The sequence below is a fragment of the Nonomuraea sp. C10 genome, from assembly GCF_008017515.1.
Lineage (GTDB): Bacteria > Actinomycetota > Actinomycetes > Streptosporangiales > Streptosporangiaceae > Nonomuraea > Nonomuraea ferruginea.
The window spans coordinates 4161165-4185743 of sequence record NZ_VPFF01000001.1 but is presented as its reverse complement, the minus strand read 5'-3'; the positions used below and the strand labels follow the sequence as shown (position 1 = coordinate 4185743).

The following is a 24579-nucleotide window of genomic DNA, read 5'->3' as shown; positions in this document are numbered from 1 at the left end:
CCGGCCCGCTCGACCCGTGGCCGGCTCAGCCGCGGCAGGCGGTCAGCGCGGCCAGGATGACCTCCACCAGCCGCGCCAGGACACCGGGATCCAGCGGCTCCGAGGGCTGCCACGGCGTCCGCGGGCGCAGGTAGGCCAGGCCGATCAGGCAGTCGGTGGCCAGGTCGAGGTCGAGGTCGGCGGGCAGCTCGCCGCGGTCGACGGCGCGCTGCAGCAGCTCCGTGGCGGCGGCGCGGCGGGGCAGCTCGGCCGTGGTGTGCATGGCCGTCGCCAGTCGCGGGTTGCGGGTCGCCTCGGCGGTCAGGTCGGTGAGGATCCGCATGGCGCGGTCGTCGGCGCGCAGCGCCGAGGTGTGGCGGACGAAGCCGGCGACGTCCTCGTACAGGGTGCCCGTGTCGGGAAGGGGCACGGCCTGGTCGGCGAGTTCGGTGAGAAGGTCCAGCACCAGGGGCTCCTTGGAAGACCAGCGCCGGTAGATGGCCGCCTTGCCGACGCCGGCCCGGCGGGCGACGGCGTCCATGGACATGCGGGCGTATCCGTGGTCGGTCAGCTCGGCCAGGGCGGCCTCGATGATCGCGCCGGTGACCTCTTGGCGCAGGACGGCCGCGCCGGCGGGCCTGCGGCTGGAGTCGGACATGCGCGACATTCTCCCATGAGACGGAACGGTTGCGTTCCATTGTAGGCGGGCCGTACCGTGGAAGGGCCGGAACGGAATCGTTCCGTTCTAAGGGAGATGTCATGAACGAATCCACGGATGTCCTGGTCGTCGGCGCCGGGCCGGCCGGGCTGGCGCTGGCCTGCGGCCTGCTACTGCACGGCGTGCGGGTGCGCGTGGTGGACCAGGCGGCGGGGCCGGCCACCACGTCGCGGGCCAACCTCCTGCACGCCAGGGGCGTCGAGGTGCTCGACCGGCTGGGCGCGCTCGGTGACCTACCCGAACGCTCGGCCCAGGGGCTGGTGCTCACCACCTACATCGGGGGCCGGCCGGTGATGCGGATCCGCTTCGGCGACCCGATCCTCGGCACTCCCCGGCCCGCGCTGGTGCTGCCCCAGACCGAGATCGAGGCCGCGCTCCGCCGCAGGTTCGCCGAGCTGGGCGGCGGCGTGGAATGGGGGACCGGACTGGTCGACGCACGCCAGGACGGGGACGGCGTCACGGCCGTGCTCGGCGGCGGGCGGACCGTACGCGCGAGCTGGCTGGCCGGCTGCGACGGCGCGCACAGCACGGTACGCAAGCTGGCCGGCATCGGATTTCCCGGCGCGCCCCTGACCGACCAGTGGCTGCTGGCCGACGGTCACGCCGGCTTCGGCCTCGGCCGCGAGGGCGGGCACGGCTGGGCTCATCCCGACGGGCCGCTGTTCGTCATGCCGATGCCCTCGCCCGGCGGCACGGGCGACGACCTGTGGCGGCTGATGGCCTACCTGCCGGGCGCCACCGACGAGAAACTGGACGAGGCCGAGATCCTGGAGGCGTTCCGGCGCGTCGTGGGCGAGCGCGCGGGGCTCGCGGGTGAACAGCTCAAGGACCTCGTCTGGGCCTCGATGTTCCGCGTCCACCGGCGGCTGGCGACCGGCTACCGGCAAGGGCGCGTCCTGCTGGCCGGTGACGCGGCCCACATCCACAGCCCGATGGGCGGCCAGGGCATGGTCACCGGGATGGGCGACGCCGAGAACCTCGCCTGGAAGCTCGCGCTGGTCGTCCACGGCCGCGCCGGCCACCGGCTGCTGGACACCTACCAGGCCGAGCGCCGCCCGCTCGCCGCCGAGGTGCTCCGCTCCACCAGCGCGACCGCCCGGTTGCAGATCGGCGACAGCCCGCTGCTGCGTCTGCTGATCAGGTGGGTGCTGGTGCCCCTGTTCAACCGGCCGGCGGTGCAGCGCCGGGGAACCATGGCCGCCTCCCAGCTCGGGGTGACCTACCGTCGCGGCCCGCTGGCCGGTCGCGGATCGCGGCTGGGACGCCGGCCGCGGCCGGGTGACCGGGTCGCGGATCTCGCGTGCGCCGGCACGCGGCTGCACGCCGAGCTGGGCGGGCGCTGGGCTCTGCTGGCCACCGGCCCGGGCGCGCGGCTCTGCGAGCCGCAGGTGAGCGACTCGCTGGGTGACCGCGTCGTCACTCTCACGCCGGACGGCTGGCGCGATGACGAGGTGTGGCTGGTGCGCCCGGACGCCCACCTGGCCTGGCGCGGCCGTCCCGGCTCGGACGGCCTCGGACGCTGGCTGCGGCGCGCGTCGATACACCCCGAGCCATAGGTCGTCGCCGTGGTGCCGCCGAAGACATCGCGCGGTTGTCGCGGATCGTGGCGAGGCGTTCCCGGCGGCAGGCCGAGGCTGGGCGCTCGCGCCGGCCGGCGGGCTTGGGTCAGGCGCTCTGCTGGTGCCAGCGGTGCAGCAGGGCGGGGAGCTCGCCGAGCAGGAACGCGTAGAAGTCGCGCATCTGGGTCAGGCGCTGATGGGCGGGGTTGCCGCCTTCGGTGGCGGCGATCCCGGCGGCCGCGGCCTGCATCATGGCCTGAATGACGGTGTTCTGGCTGGTGAACAGGGTGGCCCAGGCGTCGTCGCGGAGCCGGTAGTGCTCGCGGCGGCTGCCCGGCGCGGGCAGGCGTTCGATCAGGCCGACCGTCAGCAGGGATTTGATCGCGCCGGAGACCGAGCCCGCGCTGGCCTCCAGCCGGTCGGCGATCTCGCCGGCGGTGACGCTTTCCTGGTCGGTGAACAGGAAGACCGCGAGGGTGCGCGCGGACATGCGTTGCATCCCGCCTTCGATCAGGGTCAGGGCCAGCCGTTCGGCCGCCTGCCACTGCTCATGCCTGTCGTTCACGTGTGCCTCCTTGCGGAAGCAGGATATCGAACACGCCATGTCTTCAGAAATTTCTGAAAAGTCGGTATAGTGTTGGCATCGGCCTCCGCGGGAGGTTCGATGGTGTGCCGGGAAGCCTGGTCGGCGATGTGACATCCAGTTCCACGTCGATAGGGAGTTGACCGGCTATGACCCTGCTCAGTCGTGTGTACGGCGTGCGGCCCACCCTGCGTCACCGGGTGCGGGTGCGGCGGAACGTGGAGATCCCGGCCGCCGACGGTGTGCGACTGCTCGCCACGCACTACTACCCGGCCGGTCAGCGCCAGGCTCCCTTGGTGCTGCTGCGCGGCCCGTACGGCCGCGGCAACGTCCTGGACCGGCTTCCTGCGCTGCTGGCCGAGCGCGGCTACCAGGTGCTGTTCCAGAGCCTGCGCGGCACGGCCGGATCCGGCGGACGCTTCGACGGCTTCGTCATCGACCCGGCCGACGGCGACGGCACACTGAGCTGGCTGCGCGCCCAGCCGTGGTTCGGCGGCGAACTGGCCACCTGGGGCGCCAGCTACCTCGGCTTCACGCAGTGGGAACTGGCCGCCCGCGACATCCCGGAGTGGAAGATCGCGCTCATCCAGGACGCGCCGTCGTCGTTGGCCGAAGGCTTCATGTACCCCGGCGGGGCCTTCGCGACCGGGAACGCGCTGGGCTGGGTGCAGCTGGTGGAGCGGATGTTCACCGGCGGCATCGCCCGCCAGATGGCCGGCATGGTGGGCGCCGCCCGGCGGCTGTCGAGGGCCACACTCGCCCTCCCGTTGCAGGAGGCCGACCAGGCCCTGACCGGTCACCCCGTGCCATGGTTCCGGGACTGGGTCTGGCACGAGGCGAGCCAGGAGTACTGGGCGAGCACCGACCACCGCGCCAACACCCCGCGCATGCCGCCGGTGGTGCACTTGCAGGGCGGCTGGCACGACTGCTTCCTGCCGGGGATGCTTGCGGACTACGCCGCCCTGGTGGCCGCCGGACGCCAGGTGCGGCTCCTGGTCGGCCCATGGGGGCACGGCCGCGGGCTCTACACGCGCCAGGGGCTGGCCGACGCGCTGGCCTCGCTGGACGCCGTGCTGCTCGGACGGCAGGCGCCCACCGGTGTACGCCTGTTCGTCACCGGGGCGGACCACTGGCGCGACCTGGCCGCGTGGCCGCCCCCGCACGAGCCGACCCCCTGGTTCCTGCATCCAGCCGGCGGTCTCAGCCGTACCCCGCACGAAGGTCAGGCCGCACCCAGCCGCTACCGCTACGACCCCGCCGACCCGACCCCGACCGTCGGCGGCACGCAGGCGGGCATGTCGGTCGGGACGCAGGACAACCGCGCCGTCGAGGCCAGAGCCGACGTGCTGACCTTCACGACCGCGCCCCTGCCCGACCACGTCGAGGCGGTCGGCCCGGTCCGCGTGCGGTTGCACGCGCGCTCGGCCAATCCGAACGTCGACTACTTCGCCCGCCTGTGTGACGTGGACGAGCGCGGCCGGTCGATGAACGTGTGCGACGGGATCGTGCGCCTGCGCGAGCCGGGCGACATCCGCACGGTCGAGGTCACCCTGTGGCCGATGGCCCACCGGTTCCAGCGCGGCCATCGCATCCGGCTGCAGGTCTCCAGCGGCGCACACCCGCGCTTCGGCCGGAACCCCGGCACCGGCGAGCCGCTCGCGACCGGGACGGGCCTGCGCGCGTCCGAGCACGAGATCTTCCACGACCACCTGCGCCCATCAGCCCTTTTCCTGCCCCTCACCCCAGGAGCGTCATGAAACTGCTTGTTCTCGGCGGCACCCACCACGTGGGCCGCGCCGTCGTGGAGACGGCACTGGAGCGCGGTGACGATGTGAGCACGCTCAACCGCGGCCTCAGCCGTGACCCCGCGCCCGGCGTGCGGGCGCTGCTCGCCGACCGCACCGACCCCGAGGCTGTCCGGCGGGCGCTGGGCGGCCAGGAGTGGGACGCGGTCATCGACACCTGGGCCTGGGCGCCCAGAGTGGTGCGCGACACCGCCCGCCTGCTGTCCGGCAGGGCAGGGCACTACGGCTACGTCTCCAGTCGCGGCGTGCACCGCTGGCCCTGGCCCGCGGGCGCCGACGAGCAGGCGCCCCTGGTCGACGGCGACCCCGCCGGCACCGACGATGCCGACTACGCCGCGGCCAAGCGCGGCGGCGAGCTCGCCGTCCTCGAATCCTTCCCCGAGACGGCGCTGCTGGCCAGAGCCGGGATGATCCTCGGCCCGTACGAGGACGTCGGCCGCATCCCGTGGTGGCTGCGCCGCCTGGAGAAGGGCGGCAAGGTCCTCGCGCCCGCCCCCGCCCAGACGCCCCTGCAGTACATCGACGTCCGGGACCTGGCCATCTGGCTGCTCCAGTCCGCCGAACGCGGCCTGAGCGGCGCCTTCACCACCACCGGCCCGCCAGGCGCGATCACCCTCGGCGACCTGCTCACCACGGCCCTGGACGTCACCGGGTTCGACACCGAGCTCGTGTGGGCGGAGCCGGACCTGCTCCTGCGGCACCGCCTGCCGCTCGGCATGGAGTTCGGGCTACGGCTGCCCGACGGCAGCGTGCCGAGCGGCATGCACGACGCCGACGTCAGCGCTGCCCTGGCCGAAGGCCTCACCACCCGCCCGCTGCGCGAGACCCTCGCCGACACCTGGGCCTGGCTGCGGGCCGAAGGCGATCCGGCACCCCGCGCGGACGCCCCTTCTCCCGACACCTGGCTGGACGCCACCGCCGAACAGCGGCTACTCGACCATCTCGCCTCCTGAGGAAGCAACCTTTCATGCGCGCCATCATCATCGGAGCCGGCATCGCCGGCCTGGCCACCGCCCTGCGCCTGCACCAGATCGGCTGGGACACCCTCATCGTCGAACGCGCCCCCGCCCGCCGCGGCGGAGGCTACGCCGTCACCTTCGGCGGCATCGGCTACGACGCCGCCGAACGCATGGGCATCCTGCCCGGCCTGCTCGGCAAGGGCTTCATCACCGACGAACTCGTCTACCACAAGCCGAACGGCGACCGCCGCTTCTCCCTCGACCGTGCCACCATCGCCGCCACCACCGGCCGCCGCTCGATCACCATCCTGCGCGGCGACCTCGAAGCCGTCCTGTACGAGAAGGTCGAGGGCCGCGCCGAAATCCGCTTCGGCGCCACCCTCACCGCCGTCGACCAGGACGAGCACACCGTACGCGTGACCTTGACCGACGGCACCGAGGAGGAAGGCGATCTGCTGATCGGCGCCGACGGCCTGCACTCGGCCACCCGCGCCCTGCTGTTCGGCCCGGAAGAGGACTTCCTGCTCGATTTGGAGCACAAGGTCGCCGTCTACATGCTCGACAAGCGCCCCGCCTCCATCGCCACCGGCGCCACCGGCACCCTGTCCTCCGGCGGCCGCACCGCCGCGGTCATCAGCATCCCCGACGGCCGCAACGTCGCCTTCTTCGGCTACCGCGCCGACCACGCCCGCCCCGGCGAGGACGTGACCACCGAACTGCGGCGCGTCTACGGCGACCTCGGCTGGGTCATCCCCGAAGCCCTGGCCGGACTTCAGCGGGCCGAGTCGGTCTACTTCGACACCATCAGCCAGGTCGTCGCGCCGTCCTGGAGCAAGGGCCGGGTGGTCCTGCTCGGCGACGCCGCCTGGTGCGTCACCCTGTTCGCCGGATACGGCTCCTCCCTGGCCGTCGGCGGCGCCGACCGCCTCGGCACCGAACTGGCGGCCCACCCCGGCGACGTCCCCGCCGCGCTGGCCGCGTGGGAGGCCGCCATCCGGCCCGAAGCCGAGCGCAAGCAGAAACTCGGCCGCCGCGTCAAAGGCGTCTACGCCCCCACCAGCCCGCTCCTGCTGTGGCTGAGCTTGCTGCCCCTGCGGCTGGCCTCCCTGCCCCTGGTCCGCCGCTACATGATCCGCCGCTTCATCGAAGGCTGACCAGCGGTCCATCTGGCCAACGGAAGATCACACCGCTTGCGGCCGGCGTTCGCGTGAGACCGCTCGTCTCAAGGCCGGGGCCAAGCCGGCGGAGGCGGTGAACTGACGGCCGGTATCGCCGCGTCCATGGTGTCGAAGATCGGCAGGTGAGCTTCCAGGCCAGTGATGCGCAGCCATCGTGTGACCGGTGCGCCGGGATGCAGGAAGGCCATGGCCACACCTGCTCGCTGCAGGCGTTGGTGGGCTGTGATCAGGCTGGCAAGCCCGGAGGAGTCGAGGAAGGCCAGAGCCGACAGATCGATCAGCACCGGCATCTTCGCGTCGGTTGCCAGGTGCGTGTCCAGCCACGATCGCCATCTGGTCATGTTGTCCCAGCTCAAGTCTCCGGCGAGCCTGACGACGAGCACGCCGTGCTCTTCGGAGACGCCCACGATGAGCGCGCTGTCGTTCATGCCGAATCCTCGCGTCGGCCGCCCGGCGGACGCGAAACGTCCTGTGAGGGCCCGGCGGAACACCGGACGACACCGCGGCTTCCTGATGGCGATACGGGCGGGTGGAGCCTGCTCGGATGGGCCGCCGCCGGCGGCAGAGCATCCACAGGGATCCCGGGGAAGGGGATGAACCAATCCCGTGCGCGCATATCGAGGACCTCTGATTTCGGTCGGCGACAACAATTGCCGACCAGGCTTCCCGGCGCACCAATTGTGAGCGTAGCAAACGGTTACAGTCGGCAGAAGTGATGCCGTTATCGGACCAGTGGTGTCATCAAGCTCGACCCGCGAGCGTCTCAGGTGCGCTTTCGCAGGGTGTCGAGGAGCGCGGGCAGGAGGGTCGCGTCCTCGTGCGGGCCGAGATGACCCACGCCCGGCACATTCACCACGTTGGTATCCAGCAGGGCGAGCGCAGGCCCGTGAAGGCGGGCGGGCGGATAGAAACAATCCTCCTGTCCAGTGGCCACCACCACCGGGGTGCCCCGCCAGCGGCTCACGAGGGGTGCGGGGAGCGGCGACGGAGCCAAGCTGGTGCGACTGTGCCGGGCGACCAGGGTCATCCACTCCGCCAGCCGGTGATCCGAGCCGTCCGTCTCGTGCGCTCGGCCGCTCATGTGACGCAGCAGCGCCTGACTGCGCTCGACGGTCGGAACGGTCAGCCAGGGCAGCGTGACCCTGATCAGCGCGGGAGTCAGGCGGGCCCGGCTCAGACCGGCCGCGGATACCAGCACCAGGCCGCTGATGTGCGGCCCCGGGCGCGCCGCCAGGGCTACCGCCGCTCCCAGCGAGTGACCCACGACCACGACGGGTCCGCTGTTCAACTGGTCGACTATCTCTCCTACCCAGCGGCCGTAGCCGGCCAGGCGTCCCCGCCCGGGCCGACGTGCCGTGCTCAGGCCCGGCTGGCCCGGCAGGTCCACCATGATCACCTGGTGGCCGGGGAGCAGAGCCTCGGCCACCTCCAGCGAGGTCGCGGCACAGAAGCTGGTGCCCGGCAGCAACACCACGCCGCGGCCCTGGCCGGCGCTGACGACCGCCGTGGTGCCCAAACTGGTCTCCAGGGTGTCGAGCCGGTGTCGCACTGTCCAAGAGCGCAGCCGGTCACGGCACCAGTCGCGCACTTCCCGCTCGCCCGCGGGTGAGGTGTAAAGGGTGGGGGAGGCCACAGGGGGAGCCCTTCCTCGCAGGTAGGTCGATCATCTGCCGACCAGGCTTCCCGGCTCACCAACCCCGAGCCTCTCGTGAGTGAGGCCAAGGCACGATGTCACCCTGGCAAAGATCCACGCCACCCGCAACAAGCATGCTGTGAGTTACGAGATTGATCCGAACAAGTGGACCATGAGGGGGAACAGGCAGGGCTGGTGGAGCGGTTCCGGGTGCGCGGCGAGCGGCGCGACCGGTACCGGCTGGCCGAGGACGTCTTCGCCCGCGCGTTCCGCGTCAAGATGGCCGAGTTCGCGAGTTCTACGCGCTGGCGGAGCAAGGACTCGAAGCGGTGGGCGGCGACCCGGAACAGCGCCGGCGGCTGGAACTCATGCGCGACATGGCCGCAGGCCGCAGGGCACCGGCCGCAGCATCGTCGACGTCGAGGCCATCACCGGCGCAGGCCTGCGACGCCGGCCGTTCGACCACGACCTCCGCCACGGCCAATGCAGGCGACCGGTTGCGAGGTCGGCGCGAACCCAAGAACAAGCGTCACCAGCGCCACGCGAGTCATCCGTCCGACGGCGGGACGGTGACACGTTGGACATCACGGTGGGCAGCGCGGCGGTTGGCGTGCAGGCTCGTGATCGTGACGGTCGTCAGGGCCACGACGATGACGCCGAGTGAGACCAGGGTGGGGATGTCCGGGACTGCGGGCCAGACGCTGTGCGCCCAGTTCAGGACGAGTTTGACGCCGATGAAACCCAGGATGACGCTGAGCCCGTGATTGAGGTGCCGCAGCTTCTCCAGCACGCCCAGCAGCACGAAGTACAGCGCCCGCAGGCCCAGCAGGGCGAAGGCGTTGGTGACGAAGACGAGGAACGGGTCTTCGGTGACCCCGTAAACCGCGGGCACCGAGTCGACCGCGAAGACGATGTCGGTAGCGAAGACGGCCACGATGGCAAGCGCCAGCGGCGTCAGGGCCAACCGGCCGCCCTGGCGGACCATCAGGCGGGAGCCGCGGTAGTCGGCGGTGACCGGCATGAAGTGCCGCAGCACATGGATGGTGCGCATCGAGGAGATGTCGACCTGCTGCTGAGTGCCGCGCAGCGCGTCTCTGAGGATCTTCCCTGCGGTGATGATCAGGATCACGCCGAACAGCAGGAACGCCCAGGTGCCGCTGGCCAGCGCGGCCGCGCCCAGGGCGATGAAGATCGCGCGCAGCGCCAATGCCCCGATGATCCCGTACAGCAGGACCCGCTGGGCCAGTTCACCAGGCACCGCGAAGGCCGACAGCAGCAGCATGAACACGAAGAGGTTGTCCACCGACAACGACTTCTCCACCAGGTAACCGGTGTAGAAGCCCACCGAGGCCTGCAGCCCGAACGCGCGCCACACGTAGACGCCGAACAGCAGGGGCAGCGTCAGGTAGAAGACCGACCAGCCGACCGCCTCACGCATCCGTACCTCGTGCGGGCGCCGGGTCAGCACGAAATCCGCGCCCAGCAGCAGCGCAAGGCCGCCAACGGTGGTCGCCCACAGCTGCGGCGAGCCGATCGATTCCAGAGGGGCAGCCGTCATCAGCCCTATGGGGACGGGCATGGAACCTCCTCGGACCGGCCGGGCCTTTCGAGGTCTCCTTCGCCCACGACCGTGCGGGCGGCCGCCCGGGGACGAAGTCACGCCCGTACTGACCGGGCCGGCTCTTGGGAAGTACTCCCCTCGCCCTTCCAGGCTAGGCACACCGGTCCGGTCTGTTCCACTTCGGCGGCTCCCGCGGTGATCGTCAAGCGTTTGACCGGCGCCGCAAGCTGGGCCGATAGTGGAAGAAAGGGGAGTACCCCGCCGTCGGACATCCCGGTCGTCATCACGGTCTGCACGCCTGGACAGGCCCGGCGGGATGGCCCTCCGGCCGCAGCCTGGCCGACGCGGCTGCCGGGGCGGAGGGTGCGGGAAGACCTTCGTCCTCGTGGCGACACCTCCAGGCGAGGCCCAAGAGGAGTCCTCATGTCGATCACCGTGCTGCTGGAGATCCTGGCGGGCGTCCTGCTGATCTTCTCTGCGCTCGTGGCTGCCGCTGCGCTCTGGGTTCCACCGCCGCGGTCCCGCGCCGCCGTTCGCCGCCGTGCCTCTTCTCGCACGCCGCCTGTCGAGGACCGCCCGGAGCGGCCGGGGGGCTACGTCTCTCAGGCTGCGGATCACCGCGCACCCCACCGCTTCACCAGGTGACATGGAGAGCCTTCGGGCCGGCGTCGACCCCGTCGCGGACCCACTCGACGCTCTCGGCCGGGCCCGCCAGGCACAACCCGGGCAGTTGCCGGGCCAGCGCTCCGATCACGGCCGCGACCTCGAGGCGGGCCAGCGGCGCGCCGAGGCAATAGTGCACGCCGTGCCCGAACACCAGTGACGGGCTCGATCTCCGTTCCGGTACGAAGGCGTCGGGATCGGCGAAGTGCCGGGGATCGCGGTGTGCGGCCTCGAGGCGTACCAACACCAGGTCACCGGCTCGGATCCGGGTCCCGGCCAGCTCGACGTCGGTCTGGGCGAAGCGGGGGAAGGGCTCGCCTGTCTGCCCGGACTGCAGGCGCAGCACCTCCTCGACGGTCGCGCCCAGCCGCTCGGAGGCCGTGGCCAGGCGTCCCTCGCGCAGCAGCCTGAGCACGGCCGCGGAGATGGCGTTGCGGGCCGACAGGTATCCGGCGGAGACGATGGTGGCGGTCATGGCGACGAGCTCGCTGTCGCTGAGCCTGCCGTCCTCGGCGTCCCGTACGGTGATCAGGGAGCTGAGCAGGTCATCGCCGAGGTCCTCGCGCCGCGCCTCGACCAGGGTCGCGGCGTACGCCGACAGGCTCTCCCACGCCTGCGCGCCCTGGGCCATCTCCTCCTCGCCGCCGAAGACGAAGTCGACGCCGCCGGCGGCACCGGCGACGGCCTGGAAGTGCTCGCGGTCGGCGATCTCCACCCCGAGCAGCTCGCTGATCGCCGCGATGGACACGGGCCCGGCCACGTCCGCGACGAGTTCGGCGGGCGGCCCGCCCCGGGCGATCGCGGCCACGTGGTCGTCCCCGAGCCGCTCGATCCGATGGCGCTGCGCCTCGATCCCGCGCGGCCCGAACGCCTTCGACACCAGCCGCCTCAGCCGCCCGTGCGCCTCGCCGTCCTGGAAGAGCGTGTCGTTCCCGGGATGCGCGGTCCCGGGAGGGGTGAGCCCGAACCTCCGGTCCGCCAGGACGGCGGCGACGGCGTCGTAGGAGGTGACGAGCCAGGCGGGGCCGCCGCTGGGGGTCTTCACCTGGGCGATGGGGGTGGTCTCGCGCATGGCCGCGTACTCGGGAGGGGGTGTGAAGGGGTCAGGGCGGTCGTACGGGAGGGTCATCGCCTTCGGCGCCTTTCTTCGACGGGCAGCGGGTGTTCGCTCGCCTGGTGCCAGTCAAGATGTTGACGTCGCGTCAAGGTCAAGCCGATGGGATTCCGGGCTCTCCCGACGAACCCGCCACAGGCGCCGAATCACCGCGATCACGGCGATGACGGCGTTGCTGGCCGTAGGATTGATCGGCCACCCCGACGGTGATCTCTTGGCTGCCGTCGCCCACCGCACGATCCGGCTGTACAGCCCCGCGCCGTCCCACGACTGAACAACCAGGAGCACCGGTGGGGGCGTCACCGACATGCGGGTCGGCCGTCACGGAACCGGGGGGCGATCCCGGCGTCGAGCAGCATGAGCACCCCCGGCGTGTCACCGTGCTGGGCGCAGGCGTACAGCTCCCGTTGCGGCAGCCGAGCGGCCCGTTGAAAGCTGCACATACCGTGCCTCTTCTCGTGTGCGCCTCCTTTATCTAACGTCGCGTTGTCGGTGTAGATCACTGCTGCGAAGGACACACGATGGCGCAACCCCCCGCATCCGTCGGCTTACCCGCCGACACCGGCCTGGCCCGTGACGACTACGCACTCGAACGCGTCCCCGCCTCCGCCCGCTACGGCTGGACCACCATCGCCGTGCAACGGTTCGGTCTGCTGTCGGCGCTGTCGCAGTTCCTGCTCGGCGCCACCCTCGGCATGGGCATGACCTTCTGGCAGGCCGTCCTGGCCGTCACCCTCGGCGCCGTCATCCTCGAGGTCGTCGCGATCGCGCTGGGCATCGCCGGCATGCGCGAGGGCCTGTCCACCAGCCTGCTGGCCCGCTGGGCCGGGTTCGGCCGCTACGGTTCCGGCCTGGTCGGCCTGGTGATCGCGGTCAGCCTGCTCGGCTGGTTCGGCGTGCAGACCGCCGTGCTCGCCCAGGGCGTCTCCTCCCTGCTCGGCGGCTCGCCGGCGTGGATCTGGGCGATCGCCGGCGGCCTGGCGATCACCGCGATCGTCGTGCACGGCTTCGCCGGGATGGCCTGGACCGCGTGGATCACCGTCCCGGCCTTCCTGGCGCTGGCGGGCTGGGCCATCGGCGTGGAGCTCGCCGAACGGCCGCTCGGGGAGCTGATCGCCTCCCAGCCCGCGGGGCCGGCGATGAGCCTCGCCCAGGGCGCCACCCTGGTCGCCGGCGGGTTCATCGTCGGCGCCGTCATCTCGCCCGACATGTGCCGCTTCAACCGCAACGCCGCCGACGTCGTCAAGCAGACCGTCCTCGGCATCTCGCTCGGCGAGTACGTGCTCGCCCTGGTCGGCGTCCTGCTCGCGCACGCGCTGCGCACCGGCGACGTGGTCACCATCGTCACCACCACCTCCGGCACCGTCGGCGTGCTCGTGCTGATCACCGCCACCGCCAAGGTCAACGACTGGAACCTGTACGCTGCCAGCCTGGGCGTCACCAACACCCTGCACACCGCGTTCGGGGTGAAGGCCGGGCGCGCCGCCGTCACCGTGGTGCTGGGGATCGTCGGCACCGCGCTGGCCGCCCTCGGCATGGCCGACCATCTGGTGGACTTCCTGGTCCTGCTGGGGGTGGCCATCCCGCCCATCGCCGGGATCATGGTCGCCGAGTACTTCGCGGTGCGCACCTGGCGCGCCGACCTCGACAGCTCGCGCGAGCGCGGAGAGCTGCCCGCCCACGCGCCCGGGTGGATCCCGGCCGCGCTGGTCGCCTGGGTGGCCGCCGCGCTGATCGGCCACTTCGTCACCGCGGGCATCCCGGCGCTCAACGCCCTGCTGGCGGCCTTCGTCCTGTACGCGGTCGCCGGCAGGCTCGGCCTGACCGGCGCGGCCCGGCCGTCGACGTCATGACCCGGATCCCCGGGAAGGAGCACGCGGCTGTGCGCATAGGGATCGACGTGGGCGGCACCCACACCGACGCCGTCCTCCTGGACCAGGACATGAACGTCGTGGCCGGCATCAAGACAGCCACCACGGCCGACGTCACCGGCGGCGTCGTCACGGCGCTGTCCACGCTGCTGGAAGGCAGCCGTCTCGATCGCGGCCGGATCTCCGCCGTCATGATCGGCACCACCCACTTCACCAACGCCCTCGTCACCCGCCGCCGGCTGGCCCGCACCGGCGTGGTCCGGCTCGCGCTGCCCACCTCCGCCTGGCCGGCCGAGCTGGTCGACGCCGTCCGCCCGGTGGTGCGTCTGTGTCACGGCGGCCACGAGTTCGACGGCCGGCCCATCTCCCCGCTCGATCCCGACGAGCTCAAGCGGGTCGCCGCCGACCTGGCCGCCCACGACATCACCACCGTGGCGATCAGCTCCGTGTTCTCCCCGGTCACCGCCGAGGCCGAACTGGCCGCCGCCGACATCCTGCGCGCCGAGCTGCCCCACCTGCGCGTCAGCCTCTCCCACCAGATCGGCCGCATCCGCATGCTGGAACGGGAGAACGCCACCGTCGTCAACGCCTGCCTGCTCGACCTGGCCGACGAGATCGTCGACGCCTTCGCCGCCGCCCTGGCCGCCGTCGGCGTGCGCGCGCCGCTGTTCCTGTCGCAGAACGACGGCACGCTCATGGACGCCGAGTACACCCGCCGCTACCCGGTCAGGACGTTCGCCAGCGGCCCCACCAACAGCATGCGCGGCGCCGCGTTCCTGGCCGGGCTGGCCGACGCCGCGGTGGTCGACATCGGCGGCACCACCACCGACGTCGGCGTGCTGACCGGCGGCTACCCCCGCCAGGCCGGCACCGACGTCGACATCGCCGGGGTGCGCACCAACTTCCGCATGCCGGACGTGGTCTCCGTCGGCCTGGGCGGCGGCAGCCGCGTCACCCGGCGGCCGGAGCTGCGGATCGGCCCCGACTCGGTCGGCTACCAGCTGACCGAGCAGGCGCTGGTCTTCGGCGGCCGTACCCTGACCGCCACGGATCTCGCCGTCGCCGCCGGGCTGGCCGAGGTCGGCGATCGCTCGCTGGTGCGCGGCCTGGACCGTGAGCTCGTCCGGCGCGGCGCCGCCTGGATGGCGGACCGGGTGGCCGGACTGGTGGACCAGATGCGGCTGAGCGCCGAGCCGCTGCCGGTCGTCATCGTCGGCGGCGGCGCTGTCCTCATGCCCGCCGAGCTCCCCGGCGTGCCCGAGGTGCGCATCCCCGGCCACCACGGCGTCGCCAACGCCATCGGCGCCGCCATCGGGCAGATCGGCGGCGAGGTCGACCGGCTGTTCCTCATCGGCTCCCAGCTCACCCGCGACGACGTGCTGGACCAGGCCCGCGCCGAGGCGACCGACCTGGCCGTCTCGGCCGGGGCGGTGCCCTCCAGCGTCGAGATCGTCCACGTCGACGAGATCCATGTGAACTACCTGCCGGGCAACGCCGTCCGTGTCATCGTGCGCGCCGTCGGCGACCTGGACCTCGGCCGCGCCCGTACTCCCGAGGAGGATCCGCAGTGGGCTACGACCTGACCCCGCAAGGGCTGCACGACCTGGCCGAAGGCGCCGCGGTGCTGGGCACAGGAGGCGGCGGCGACCCGTACATCGGCCGGCTCCTGGTGGAGCGGGAGATGGCCGCCGGTCGCCGGGTGCGCGTCATCGGCGCCGACGAGCTGCCCGACGACGCGCTGGTGCTGCCGTCGTCGATGATGGGGGCGCCGACCGTGTTCGTGGAGAAGCTGCCCTCCGGCGGCGGCAACGTGGCCGCCTTCCGCGCTCTGGAAGAGCACCTCGGCCGCCGGGCGCACGCCGTCATGCCGACCGAGTGCGGCGGGCTCAACAGCATGATCCCGCTGATGCTCGGCGCCCAGCTCGGCCTGCCCGTGGTCGACGCCGACGGCATGGGCCGCGCCTTCCCCGAACTGCAGATGCAGACCTTCGGCGTGCTGGGCGTGTCCGGCTCGCCCATGGCCATCGCCTCCGACCACGGCGATGTCTGCGTCATCACCGCCGGCGACAACAAGCGCATGGAACAGCTGGCCAGGGCGCTGACCATCCAGATGGGCGGCGCCTCCTACATCAGCGACTACCCCATGGACACCGCCGAGGTCCGCCGCACCTCCGTGCACGGCACGCTGTCGCTGTGCCGCGACATCGGCCGCACGCTGCGCGAGGCCCGCGCCGCGCACGCCGACCCCTTCGACGCGCTCACCGCCATGCTCGCCGGCACCATCTACAGCCTGGGCGTCGTGCTGTTCCGCGGCAAGGTCGTCGACGTCGAGCGCCGCACCGTCGACGGCTTCGCCCGCGGCAGGGCCCGCCTGCAGGCCGCGGACGATCCCGGCGACGTCCTGGAGATCACCTTCCAGAACGAGCACCTCGTCGCCCGCCGGGACGGTCGCGTCCTCGCCATCGTCCCCGACTTGATCTGCACCCTGGCCACCGAGACCGGCGCGCCCGTCCCCACCGAGTCGCTCGCCTACGGCCAGCGGCTGACCGTGTTCGCCATCTCCACGCCGCCGATCATGCGTACGCCTGACGCGCTGGCCTGTTTCGGCCCGGCAGGCTTCGGCCTGACCGACCCGTACGTCCCGCTGGAGAACCTCCTGCCCGGAAGCCTCGCGAAGACCCCAGCACCCTAGGCGCCTTCCTGCTGGGTCGCGCGGGCACGCAGGCCCAGCAGGACATCGACGGCCAGGAAGGCGAGCAGGGACAGGCCCATCAGAGGCAGGAACCAGCCCACAGCCACGACGAGGAGGATCAGCGGTACGAGGACCGCCCAGCCCAGCCGGTGCCAGCCGCCGCGCGGGTACGGCTCGCCGAAACCGCGCGTGGGACGACGCTGCCACCACATCCGGTACCCGAGCACGATGAGCGTGATCGCCCCGGCGGCGAGCAGCATCAGCACGATCTGGTTGGCCAGGCCGAACAGCAGGCCCATGTGCCCGTCGATGCCCCACTGCGTGAGCTTGGCGGCGAGGTTGTAGTCGCTGAAGCGCAGCACGGCGGTGACCTGACCGGAGCCGGCGTCGACGGCGACCTGGTCGAGGCGCTGCGGAACCGTCTTGTCGATCTCCTTGATCACGTAGGGTGCGCCCGGCTCGGCGGGCCACACGATCTCCAGCGGGCCCGACAGGCCTTCACCCGCCCCGGCCCGGGCCACCTGATCGACGCTCACGGCCGGGCCGCCGTGCCGGTGGACTCCCTCACCGGTATGGGCGGCGTGGTCACCGGAGGACGTGGTGACCGCCGGCGTGGTCCAGCCGAGCGCGGTGCGCACCTCGCCGACGTTCTCCCCGGCGTACGTGGACCAGGTCAGGCCGGTCGCCGACAGGAAGAGCAGGCCCAGCACCGCCCACAGGCCGACGGAGCCGTGCCAGGACAGGCGCCGGCGCGCTCCCGGCAAGGACCGGTCGGGGGCGAGCAGGCCGCGCAGGCGGCGGGCGCCGCGGCGCCTGGTGACCCAGAGCGTCAGGCCGCCCAGGGCGACGACCCACAGCCAACTGGCCGCCAGCTCGCTGTAGAGCCGCCCCGGCTCGCCCAGGTGCAGGTGACGGTGAAGGTGGGAGATCCAGGCGCGGACCGGGAGCGCGCCCGAGCCGCCGTAGCTGTCCAGGGTGCCGCGCACCTGACCCGTGTACGGATCGACGAAGACGGCCAGCTGAGTGCTTTCCGGCAGGCCGGGCACGTCCATCAGGACGCGGGTGCTCGCGTCCGCCGCTTCCGGGGTGCGCACCGCGGTGACCTTCCCGTCAGGTCGCGCGGCCTGCGCGGCGGCGACCTGCTGGGTCAGCGGCAGACGCTGCTCGCCGACGGGAACGGTCAGCTCGTGGCGGTGCGCGACCTGCTCGATCTGGAAGGAGGCGGCGTACAGCAGGCCGGTGGAGGCGGCGACGAGCAGGAAGGGAGCGATGAGGATCCCGGCGTAGAAGTGCAGGCGAAGGATCAGCGGCTTGAGCGCGGTCCAGGCTGACGCCCGGCTGGGGGACGGGTCGGGGCCGGCGGTGGGGCGGGTGTCGGTAGAGGTCACGAGAGTCTCCGTTACGGGCGCGCGCCACGACAGGTGCGTGCCGCCGCGAGATGAGGTGTTCGTCCGCGCGTCGGCGCGGCAGGGAGACGGGGGTGGCGGCAGCGGCCGGCCACGACCGTGAAGCGGGCTACGGCCCGATCAGAGAGCGGCGACCGGCAGGGGAGGCCCGCGGCGCCGCAGGCTGGAGGCCAGCAGGAGCCGCAGCCGGGCATGCTCGTGATGCGCCAGAGGGCGGCGCGGCAGGCGTGCGGTGACCGGCGAGACGGCGAGCAGCAGGCCGGCCCAGAGCACGCTCAGCGACGTGACGGCCAGGTGCGCGATCATGGCCAGGGCGGTCTCGCCGCGTTCCAGCCACCACGACGACAGCAGAGCCACCGCCACATGGACCAGGACCATGCCCACCCCGGTGCCGCCGTGGGCGTGGGCGAGGGGGACGGCGGACGCCTCGGCGCCGGCGCTGAACAGGTGGTGCATGCCGTACTGGGCGGCGAAGCACGCGGCGAGCAGCGCGCCCCGCCCGTGCTGGCGGGCACCGATGGCGTAGGCTCCGCCCCAGGTCAGCGCCACCGCCGCGGCCAGGAACCCGGGCCGCACGGCCGCGCCTCCGGCCAGCACGTGCACGACGGCCGACACCAGCACGCAGACCACGGCGAACACCGTGGCACGCGTCGCACGCAGGAAGGGCCGGCCGACATGCACCCGCACATCGTTCCCTGGGGGCACGCCGCCGACACACCGGAACCCGCCCGGCGTGGTGCTCGGCGAGGATGCCGCAGGCTGCGGGATCGCCTGCCGTGAACCTTTCACCCGCGGCGAGAGGACTCCGTGCCGAGACGCGCGTCCTCAGTCTTGGGGCGGAGTGCGGCGCAGGAGGTACGTGTCCATGATCCAGCCCTTGCGGGCCCGGGCCTCGGCGCGGAGCTCGCGGATGCGGTCGCCCACTTCGGTCACCGGCCCGGACACGAGGATCTCGTCGGGCGTGCCCCAGTAGACGGTGAAGTCGTCGAGGCCGGTGAAGGAGCAGTGGGCGTCCAGCATGACGACCGTGTCGTCGGCGGTGGGGCCCTCAGCGGCCAGGCGGCGTAGCCGCTTCACCCGTAGGAGTGTAGGCACTGGTGAGCGGATGAACGCGACCGGACCATGCCAGAAGCGTCGATATACGATGTTGGTCGCCATCGCCTGAGGAGGGTCGTGAATCTGGTCGAGCAGGGGGACGGTTTCGCCGCGTTCTGGCAGGAGCGGCATCTGTGCACGCTCGCCACCGCGCGTCCAGGCGGGCCCCCGCACGTGGTGCCGGTGGGCGCGACCCTGGATCTGGAGACCGCCACCGCCCGGGTGATCACCTCGGGGTCCTCGTACAAGGCCCGGCTCATCGGCGAGGCCGGCGCGCTGGTGGCGCTGTGCCAGGTGGACGGCCGCCGCTGATCCACGCTGGAGGGCCGGGCCGTGGTGCGGACCGAGCCGGAGCGGGTGGCCGACGCCGAACGCCGCTACGCCGCCCGCTACAAGCCGCCTCGCCCGAACCCGTCCAGGGTCGTCCTGGAGATCGAGGTCACCCGCGTGCTGGGCAACGTGTGATCACCGTCGTCGGCGTCGGCGCGGACGGCCGGGACGGACTGCCCGCCGACTCGCGGCGCGTGGTGGAGGCGGCGGAGGTGCTCATGGGCGCCCCCAGGCAGCTCGATCTCGTCCCCGCCTCCGCGGCTGAGCGGGTGGCCTGGCCGTCGCCGCTGCTCCCCGCGCTGCCGGGGGCCGAGCGGCCGGCTCGGCGGCGACCTGGTCAGGCTGTCGGTGCAACGGGCCTCACCCGTCGGCGGGTTCACCGGATGGCGGGCCGCGATGCCGGTGACCGTGTGGTCGGTCATCAGGAAGGATGAGCCGTGACCGTCTACTTCATCGGGGCAGGCCCGGGGGCCGCCGACCTGATCACGCTGCGCGGCCTGCGGCGGCTCCAGACGTCGCCGGTGTGCCTGTACGCGGGCTCGCTGGTGCCGCGCGAGCTGCTCGACTCGTGCCCGGTCGGCGCGCGGCTGGTGAACACGGCGGACCTGACGCTCGACGAGATCGTCGCGGAGCTGGTCGCCGCGCACCGGGCCGGACTCGACGTGGCGCGGCTGCACTCCGGCGATCCGTCGGTGTTCAGCGCCGTGGCCGAGCAGATGCGCCGCCTGGACGCGCTCGACGTGCCGTACGACGTGGTGCCGGGGGTGCCGGCCTTCGCCGCGGCGGCCGCCGCGCTGGGCAGGGAGCTCACCGTCCCCGGCGTCGGCCAGACGATCATCCTGACCCGCACGTCGGCCAGGGCGACGCCGATGCCCGACGGCGAGGACCTGTCCACGCTCGGGGCGAGCGGGGCGACGATGGTGCTCCATCTGGCCGTGCAGCGGATCGACGCCGTGGTGGCGGAGCTGCTGCCCTCGTACGGGCCGGACTGCCCGGTGGCGGTGGTGGCGCGGGCGAGCAGGGCGGACGAGGTGATCCTGCGCGGGACGCTGGCGGACATCGCCGGGCAGGTGCACGAGGCCGGGATCCGCCGCACGGCGGTGATCGTCGTCGGGCGGGTGCTGTCGGCGTCGGAGTTCCCCGACAGCCACCTCTACAGCGCGAAGCGGGCCAGGACGTGAGCCGGATCCTCATCCTGGGCGGCACGGCGGAGGCGCGGACCCATGACAGAGGACACGGGCACCGGCCCGACCTGCCGGAAGAGCTGGTGGCGCGGGTGCCTACTACGCCTTCGCCTGGGACATGCTGCCCAGGGACGAGCAGAGCGCGGCGCTGCTGAGCAACCTCGACGCCGCGAAGGTCTTCGGCACCCCGGTGAGCGCGCGCTGATCAACCCTTGAGGTGGTCGCGCTCACCATCGAGGCTTCACGCCTGCCTCACCGACGTCAGAGGGCTTGGGAAGCGGGAACGTGGCCTCCACCTGCGTCCCCGGCCCGGTCAGGGGCGCCCGGGTGATCCGGCAGGTGCCGCCCAGCTCCGCGGCGCGCTCGCGCATCGAGGCGAAGCCGACGCCGGAGCGCTGGTGGCCGGTCAGCCCCTTGCCGTCGTCGCGCACCCGTACGACCAGCGCGTGCTCCGAGCAGGCCAGCGTGACGACGATCCGGGTGGCGTCGGCGTGCTTGCGCACGTTGGTCAGCGCCTCCTGCGCGATCCGATACGCGGCCACCTCCACGGCCGCCGGCAGGTCGCGGGTCTCGCCCTCCACCTCGACCTGGACGGGCGGGCCCGGCTCCGCGGCGAGCGCGCGGACCGCCCCGAGCAGACCCAGGTCGTCCAGGCTGGGCGGGCGCAGGCCGTAGACCAGCTCGCGGACCTCCTGGCTGACCGAGTCCATGCTCCCGCGCAGGTCCCGCAGCATCCGGTCGGCGGTGGACGGCACCTCGCGCAGGCGCAGCTGGGCCATGGTCAGGGACATCGACATGTTGGTGAGCGCCTGGCCGAGGCCGTCGTGCAGGTCGCGGCGGAGCCTGCGCCGCTCCTCCTCACGGGCGTTCAGGATGTTCTCCCTGGAGCGTTGCAGGTCGGCCGTCATCAGTACGGCGTGCGCGACGTCGGCGACGTGGACGGTCGCCGTGCTGATCAGCCGCTCGGTGTAGGCGGCGGAGAAACGGCGCGGCCCTGGCGGCCCGATCAGCATCCGGCCCACCGGCTCGCCGTGCCACACCAGCGGCACGGCCCGCGGGTCCGGACCGGTCGTCCCCAGCTCCACCCGCATGCCCGCGGCGCCGGCCTCTGTGCCGGCCTCTGTGCCGACCTCGACGACGACCCCGGTCACGCCGAGGCCGTCGTGCACCACGGCCGTGACGGCGGCCAGCGCGTTCACCGGCTCGGTCTCGCCGACCTCGCGCGCCAGTCTCCTGGCCAGTTCCTCCGGCTGGCCGTGCCTGCCGTACAGCATCACGTCGGTGAGGCGGCGCAGACGGGTGCGCAGCGGCTGGAAGAACACGCCCGTCACCAGCGCGGCGGCCAGCCCCGCCACCTGGTCGTAGCCCGACACCAGCAGCGCGGCCAGGGCGCCGGTGCCGAAGTAGGCCCCGCCGACCGCGGCGATCAGGCCGGTCGCGATGACGGTCCGGCTGATGACGGTGTCGATGCCGTACAGCCGGTACTGCAGCACCGCGAACGCGATCGTCACCGGAAGCAGCCCGGTCCAGATCGTCGCAGGCAGCCAGTAGGCCTCGCCGAGCAGCACGAACACCGTGTAGACGACGAACGCGCTCAGCGGCCAGGCGATCTGCCTGCGCGCCGCCGGAGACGCGTGCCGCAGCCGCACCAGCAGGGAGACCAGGGCGAGCACCACACACGCGTTGATCAGCAGAGTCAGCGAGCGCGTCAGCACCCCCTGGTAGGGAGCCAGGGCCTCGATCGCCAGCGGATTCGGGATGACCTCCGGCCAGCGGTAGGTGCTCGCGGGCGGCGTCGGCCGCACGATGGTGCGCACGCCCTCGACGACGGTCGCGGCCACACCGGTGATCGCCACCGGCAGCCAGCGGCGGGAGGGCAGGCGATCGTCCGGTGAGAGCAGCGGCGTCAGGATCCCCAGCGCGCAGGCCCCGACGATCCAGCCCACGACGGCCAGGATGCGCAGCCATCCGGCGCTCTCCAGGTCGCCGGCCGACGCCTGCGCGAACTGCAGCCCGGTCACCATCACGTTGACCGCGCAGCCGAGGCCGCCGGCACACATCAGCCAGGCCAGCTTCAGACGGGGACGGTGCGCGATCAGGAACGCGCCGATCAGCGGGAACGTCAGGCCCGCGCCGTGGTCGGGCGCCAGGGGCGGCCACGGCGACCACTCCTCGGGCAGCGATAACTGGATCGCGGTGCCGGCCACGGTCAGCGACACCGACAGCACGGCCAGCACGACGGACACCCACGCCCGCACCCGGCCCGCGCCCGGCGCGCCGCCCCCGTCTGCCTTCACTGCTCGCATCCCCTGCCCCGCGGAACTCTCAGCGCCCGTCGGCGAACCGACCAGGCGTCCGCGAGCATCAGCGTAGAACGCTATCCGGCGCGCATGGCCGCTGACCAGGCACGTGCCCGGCGGTTCAAGCGAAGGCGGCGTGCGGTGCGCTGGTGCCCTCCGGCACGCGGACCGGCCCGGACGCGCTGGGGCGTACGTCGACGTCGAAGATCGCGGTCGGCAGGTAGACGGTGGCGCAGGAGTTGGGGATGTCCACCACCCCCGACAGCCGGCCCTCGATCGGGGCGGCGCCGAGCAGCAGGTATGCCTGCTCGGGGCTGTAGCCGAACGTCGTCAGGTAGTCGATCGCGTGCAGGCAGGCCCGCTGGTAGGCCAGTTGCGAGTCGAGGTAGCGCTGCTCGCCGTCCAGCGTGACGGAGATCCCGGAGAACGCCAGCCACTCGCTGTACTGGGGGGCGGTGCGGCCCGGCATGAAGATGGTGTTCTCGCCGACGCGGTACGTTCGCATGCCGTCCTTGATGAGGTCGACGTGCAGGTCGACGAAGCCGCCCATCTCGATGGCGCCGCAGAAGGTGATCTCGCCGTCGCCCTGGGAGAAGTGCAGGTCGCCGAGCGACAGGTTCGCCCCGGGCACGAACACCGGATAGAAGACGCGGGAGCCCTGGGTGAGGTTCTTGATGTCCTGGTTGCCGCCGTTCTCCCGGGGCGGCGCGGTGCGGGCGGCCTCGCCGGCGATCCTGTCGAACGCGGACGAGGACACCGATCCGAGGATGGCGTCCTGCGGCTCCGGTGGCAGGGCCAGCGCCGGCACTCTCGCCGGGTCGGTGGCGATCAGCGCGCCCTCCCGCTGGTTCCACTTCGCCAGCAGCTCCGCCGACGGCGCGGTGCCCATGAGCCCGATGTGGGTGATGCCGGTGAAAGACACCGCCGGGATGTGGCGCGAGGTGGCTTCCTGGCCGCGGAAGTCCCAGATCGCCTTGTAGGCGTCGGGGAACTGGTCGGTGAGGAACGAGCCGCCGTTCTTCTTGGCGAAGATGCCGGTGTAACCCCAGCCCTGGCCGGCCAGGGGGCCGCTGTCCTCCTGGGGGATGGGTCCCACGTCGAGGATGTCCACGATCAGCAGGTCGCCCGGCTCGGCCCCCTCCACCGCGAACGGGCCGCTGAGCGCGTGCACCTTCGTCAGCGGGGCGTCACGGATGTCCTCGGCGGAGTCGTCGTTGTGGATCGCGCCGTCGAACCACTCCCGGCAGTGGACCCGGAAGCTGTCGCCCGGTTTGACCCGCGCCACCGGCGGGATCTCGGGATGCCAGCGGTTGTGACCGATCTTGGCCTGGTCGGTGAACTTCTTGGTCGAGTCGAGCGGGAAGATCAGCTCTGGCACGGCTGGATCCTTTCGGCACAGGGACGGTCACGGGCGCGGCAGGCGACCGGTGGCGGGATGAATGGGCACCGCGGCCGGGGCGCGGCGCGGCGGCAGGGACGTGACGACCTCGGGCTCGGAGGCGCTGCGCTCCGCCCGCCGCAACCGGGCCGCCAGGGCGGCCGGAGTGCGCGCCAGCATCGGTGCCGAGAACATCCGCGTCGAGGTCGCGCCGCAGTCCGGGCACCGCACCGCGGCGGGTGCGGTGCCCATCGGAAAGACGACCTCGATGTCGCGACAATGCGGACAGCGATAGCCGTATGTCGCCATAGAAGGTGCCCCCCGCGTTTTCGAACAAAAGCCCCAGGCCACGACGTCTTATCGACGTGACCTGGGGAAACAACCTCAGAAACGGATATACGCAACTTAACGCGTGAATGACCTGCGATCGATCGCACTTCTGCCAAGCTTGCTCGCGGAGTAAGGCAGGTCGCCGAATACCTAGGCAAAACCCATGCCACGTACCTCCCGTATGTTCATGGCTGATCGACGGGAGTACGTTGCGGAGTCGCGCCCGGTAAGAGCAAGATCG

At 72.2% G+C, this 24579-nt stretch carries 22 protein-coding genes and 1 pseudogene; 11 read left to right on the top strand and 12 right to left on the bottom strand.

Annotated elements, in window-relative coordinates; all coding sequences use genetic code 11:
• Nucleotides 1-25: 25 nt before the first annotated feature.
• Nucleotides 26-637, bottom strand: coding sequence for a TetR/AcrR family transcriptional regulator (locus FR742_RS19210; protein ID WP_187281214.1), 612 nt, complete (start codon nucleotides 635-637; stop codon nucleotides 26-28).
• 101 nt (nucleotides 638-738) lie between these two features.
• Here FR742_RS19210 and FR742_RS19205 point away from each other — a divergent pair, with 101 nt between their 5' ends.
• Nucleotides 739-2253: an FAD-dependent monooxygenase gene (locus FR742_RS19205; protein ID WP_148032216.1), complete on the top strand. Its 1515-nt coding sequence runs from the start codon at nucleotides 739-741 to the stop codon at nucleotides 2251-2253.
• 109 nt (nucleotides 2254-2362) lie between these two features.
• Here the strand turns inward: FR742_RS19205 and FR742_RS19200 are convergent, their stop codons facing one another.
• The gene (locus tag FR742_RS19200) at nucleotides 2363-2821 is read right to left on the bottom strand and encodes a GbsR/MarR family transcriptional regulator (protein WP_148032215.1); all 459 of its coding nucleotides are present in this window, start codon (nucleotides 2819-2821) and stop codon (nucleotides 2363-2365) included.
• Between the two features lie 167 nt (nucleotides 2822-2988).
• On the opposite strand from FR742_RS19200, the gene FR742_RS19195 reads away from it, so the two are divergent.
• The 3 genes from FR742_RS19195 to FR742_RS19185 are packed head-to-tail and all read left to right on the top strand — an operon-like array spanning nucleotide 2989 to nucleotide 6757.
• Nucleotides 2989-4596, top strand: coding sequence for a CocE/NonD family hydrolase (locus FR742_RS19195; protein WP_148032214.1), 1608 nt, complete (start codon nucleotides 2989-2991; stop codon nucleotides 4594-4596).
• On the top strand, nucleotides 4593-5597 hold the full coding sequence (locus tag FR742_RS19190; RefSeq protein ID WP_148032213.1) for a reductase: 1005 nt from the start codon (nucleotides 4593-4595) through the stop codon (nucleotides 5595-5597). The genes FR742_RS19195 and FR742_RS19190 overlap by 4 nt, the downstream gene beginning before the upstream one ends.
• A 14-nt stretch (nucleotides 5598-5611) precedes the next feature.
• Complete coding sequence (locus FR742_RS19185) at nucleotides 5612-6757, top strand: FAD-dependent monooxygenase (RefSeq protein ID WP_148032212.1); 1146 nt, start codon at nucleotides 5612-5614, stop codon at nucleotides 6755-6757.
• 68 nt (nucleotides 6758-6825) lie between these two features.
• Here FR742_RS19185 and FR742_RS19180 read toward each other — a convergent pair whose 3' ends face one another.
• From FR742_RS19180 to FR742_RS19170, 3 genes are all read right to left on the bottom strand, one after another.
• Nucleotides 6826-7209: an STAS domain-containing protein gene (locus FR742_RS19180; RefSeq protein WP_148032211.1), complete on the bottom strand. Its 384-nt coding sequence runs from the start codon at nucleotides 7207-7209 to the stop codon at nucleotides 6826-6828.
• 335 nt (nucleotides 7210-7544) lie between these two features.
• Nucleotides 7545-8414 carry an alpha/beta fold hydrolase gene (locus FR742_RS19175; protein ID WP_222708978.1) on the bottom strand — a complete coding sequence of 290 codons (870 nt, stop codon included), beginning with the start codon at nucleotides 8412-8414 and terminating at the stop codon, nucleotides 7545-7547.
• Between the two features lie 547 nt (nucleotides 8415-8961).
• Entirely contained in the window at nucleotides 8962-9993 is a 1032-nt protein-coding gene (locus FR742_RS19170) for a TerC/Alx family metal homeostasis membrane protein (protein ID WP_148032209.1), read from the bottom strand.
• Between the two features lie 405 nt (nucleotides 9994-10398).
• Between FR742_RS19170 and FR742_RS19165 the strand changes: the two genes are divergently transcribed.
• Entirely contained in the window at nucleotides 10399-10620 is a 222-nt protein-coding gene (locus FR742_RS19165) for a hypothetical protein (protein WP_148032208.1), read from the top strand.
• Here FR742_RS19165 and FR742_RS19160 read toward each other — a convergent pair.
• Nucleotides 10610-11767, bottom strand: coding sequence for a cytochrome P450 (locus FR742_RS19160; RefSeq protein WP_148032207.1), 1158 nt, complete (start codon nucleotides 11765-11767; stop codon nucleotides 10610-10612). The genes FR742_RS19165 and FR742_RS19160 overlap by 11 nt on opposite strands.
• A 506-nt stretch (nucleotides 11768-12273) precedes the next feature.
• Here FR742_RS19160 and FR742_RS19155 point away from each other — a divergent pair.
• From FR742_RS19155 to FR742_RS19145, 3 genes are read left to right on the top strand one after another with little or no spacing between them, the layout of a single operon-like run.
• Entirely contained in the window at nucleotides 12274-13605 is a 1332-nt protein-coding gene (locus tag FR742_RS19155) for a cytosine permease (protein ID WP_148032206.1), read from the top strand.
• 29 nt (nucleotides 13606-13634) lie between these two features.
• Nucleotides 13635-15206: a hydantoinase/oxoprolinase N-terminal domain-containing protein gene (locus FR742_RS19150; RefSeq protein WP_148032205.1), complete on the top strand. Its 1572-nt coding sequence runs from the start codon at nucleotides 13635-13637 to the stop codon at nucleotides 15204-15206.
• Nucleotides 15191-16315 carry a DUF917 domain-containing protein gene (locus tag FR742_RS19145; RefSeq protein ID WP_148032204.1) on the top strand — a complete coding sequence of 375 codons (1125 nt, stop codon included), beginning with the start codon at nucleotides 15191-15193 and terminating at the stop codon, nucleotides 16313-16315. Before FR742_RS19150 ends, FR742_RS19145 begins: the two co-directional genes overlap by 16 nt.
• Here FR742_RS19145 and FR742_RS19140 read toward each other — a convergent pair.
• The 3 genes from FR742_RS19140 to FR742_RS19130 all read right to left on the bottom strand — a co-directional run bounded on the left by FR742_RS19140 (nucleotide 16312) and on the right by FR742_RS19130 (nucleotide 18798).
• The gene (locus FR742_RS19140; protein ID WP_148032203.1) at nucleotides 16312-17703 is read right to left on the bottom strand and encodes a PepSY domain-containing protein; all 1392 of its coding nucleotides are present in this window, start codon (nucleotides 17701-17703) and stop codon (nucleotides 16312-16314) included. The genes FR742_RS19145 and FR742_RS19140 overlap by 4 nt on opposite strands.
• A 138-nt stretch (nucleotides 17704-17841) precedes the next feature.
• Nucleotides 17842-18402: a hypothetical protein gene (locus tag FR742_RS19135; protein WP_148032202.1), complete on the bottom strand. Its 561-nt coding sequence runs from the start codon at nucleotides 18400-18402 to the stop codon at nucleotides 17842-17844.
• A gap of 144 nt (nucleotides 18403-18546) precedes the next feature.
• Nucleotides 18547-18798: a hypothetical protein gene (locus FR742_RS19130; RefSeq protein ID WP_261808622.1), complete on the bottom strand. Its 252-nt coding sequence runs from the start codon at nucleotides 18796-18798 to the stop codon at nucleotides 18547-18549.
• Nucleotides 18799-18843: 45 nt separating this feature from the next.
• Between FR742_RS19130 and FR742_RS19125 the strand changes: the two are divergent.
• The 3 genes and pseudogenes from FR742_RS19125 (at nucleotide 18844) to cobM (ending at nucleotide 20327) form a co-directional block, all read left to right on the top strand.
• Nucleotides 18844-19281, top strand: a pseudogene (locus FR742_RS19125) (pyridoxamine 5'-phosphate oxidase family protein).
• Nucleotides 19278-19580 carry a hypothetical protein gene (locus FR742_RS19120; RefSeq protein ID WP_187281211.1) on the top strand — a complete coding sequence of 101 codons (303 nt, stop codon included), beginning with the start codon at nucleotides 19278-19280 and terminating at the stop codon, nucleotides 19578-19580. Before FR742_RS19125 ends, FR742_RS19120 begins: the two are co-directional and overlap by 4 nt.
• A 3-nt stretch (nucleotides 19581-19583) precedes the next feature.
• The gene (gene cobM / locus FR742_RS19110; protein ID WP_148032201.1) at nucleotides 19584-20327 is read left to right on the top strand and encodes a precorrin-4 C(11)-methyltransferase; all 744 of its coding nucleotides are present in this window, start codon (nucleotides 19584-19586) and stop codon (nucleotides 20325-20327) included.
• Between the two features lie 230 nt (nucleotides 20328-20557).
• On the opposite strand, the gene FR742_RS19105 is transcribed toward cobM, so the two are convergent.
• The 3 genes from FR742_RS19105 to FR742_RS19095 form a co-directional block, all read right to left on the bottom strand.
• Nucleotides 20558-22636, bottom strand: a complete 2079-nt coding sequence (locus FR742_RS19105; RefSeq protein WP_148032200.1) for a sensor histidine kinase — start codon at nucleotides 22634-22636, stop codon at nucleotides 20558-20560.
• 115 nt (nucleotides 22637-22751) lie between these two features.
• Nucleotides 22752-24008, bottom strand: a complete 1257-nt coding sequence (gene fmdA / locus FR742_RS19100; protein WP_148032199.1) for a formamidase — start codon at nucleotides 24006-24008, stop codon at nucleotides 22752-22754.
• A gap of 27 nt (nucleotides 24009-24035) precedes the next feature.
• The gene (locus FR742_RS19095; protein WP_148032198.1) at nucleotides 24036-24317 is read right to left on the bottom strand and encodes an FmdB family zinc ribbon protein; all 282 of its coding nucleotides are present in this window, start codon (nucleotides 24315-24317) and stop codon (nucleotides 24036-24038) included.
• Nucleotides 24318-24579 lie beyond the last annotated feature (262 nt).

What these genes read in the sequence shown, in the direction of transcription:
- FR742_RS19165 (WP_148032208.1), top strand. Translation starts at nt 10,399, where the DNA reads ATGTCGATCACCGTGCTGCTGGAGATCCTGGCGGGCGTCCTGCTGATC.
- FR742_RS19205 (WP_148032216.1), top strand. Translation starts at nt 739, where the DNA reads ATGAACGAATCCACGGATGTCCTGGTCGTCGGCGCCGGGCCGGCCGGG.
- FR742_RS19095 (WP_148032198.1), bottom strand. Translation starts at nt 24,317, where the DNA reads ATGGCGACATACGGCTATCGCTGTCCGCATTGTCGCGACATCGAGGTC.
- FR742_RS19210 (WP_187281214.1), bottom strand. Translation starts at nt 637, where the DNA reads ATGTCCGACTCCAGCCGCAGGCCCGCCGGCGCGGCCGTCCTGCGCCAA.
- FR742_RS19195 (WP_148032214.1), top strand. Translation starts at nt 2,989, where the DNA reads ATGACCCTGCTCAGTCGTGTGTACGGCGTGCGGCCCACCCTGCGTCAC.
- FR742_RS19155 (WP_148032206.1), top strand. Translation starts at nt 12,274, where the DNA reads ATGGCGCAACCCCCCGCATCCGTCGGCTTACCCGCCGACACCGGCCTG.
- FR742_RS19185 (WP_148032212.1), top strand. Translation starts at nt 5,612, where the DNA reads ATGCGCGCCATCATCATCGGAGCCGGCATCGCCGGCCTGGCCACCGCC.
- FR742_RS19180 (WP_148032211.1), bottom strand. Translation starts at nt 7,209, where the DNA reads ATGAACGACAGCGCGCTCATCGTGGGCGTCTCCGAAGAGCACGGCGTG.
- FR742_RS19105 (WP_148032200.1), bottom strand. Translation starts at nt 22,636, where the DNA reads ATGCGAGCAGTGAAGGCAGACGGGGGCGGCGCGCCGGGCGCGGGCCGG.
- FR742_RS19190 (WP_148032213.1), top strand. Translation starts at nt 4,593, where the DNA reads ATGAAACTGCTTGTTCTCGGCGGCACCCACCACGTGGGCCGCGCCGTC.
- FR742_RS19160 (WP_148032207.1), bottom strand. Translation starts at nt 11,767, where the DNA reads ATGACCCTCCCGTACGACCGCCCTGACCCCTTCACACCCCCTCCCGAG.
- FR742_RS19170 (WP_148032209.1), bottom strand. Translation starts at nt 9,993, where the DNA reads ATGCCCGTCCCCATAGGGCTGATGACGGCTGCCCCTCTGGAATCGATC.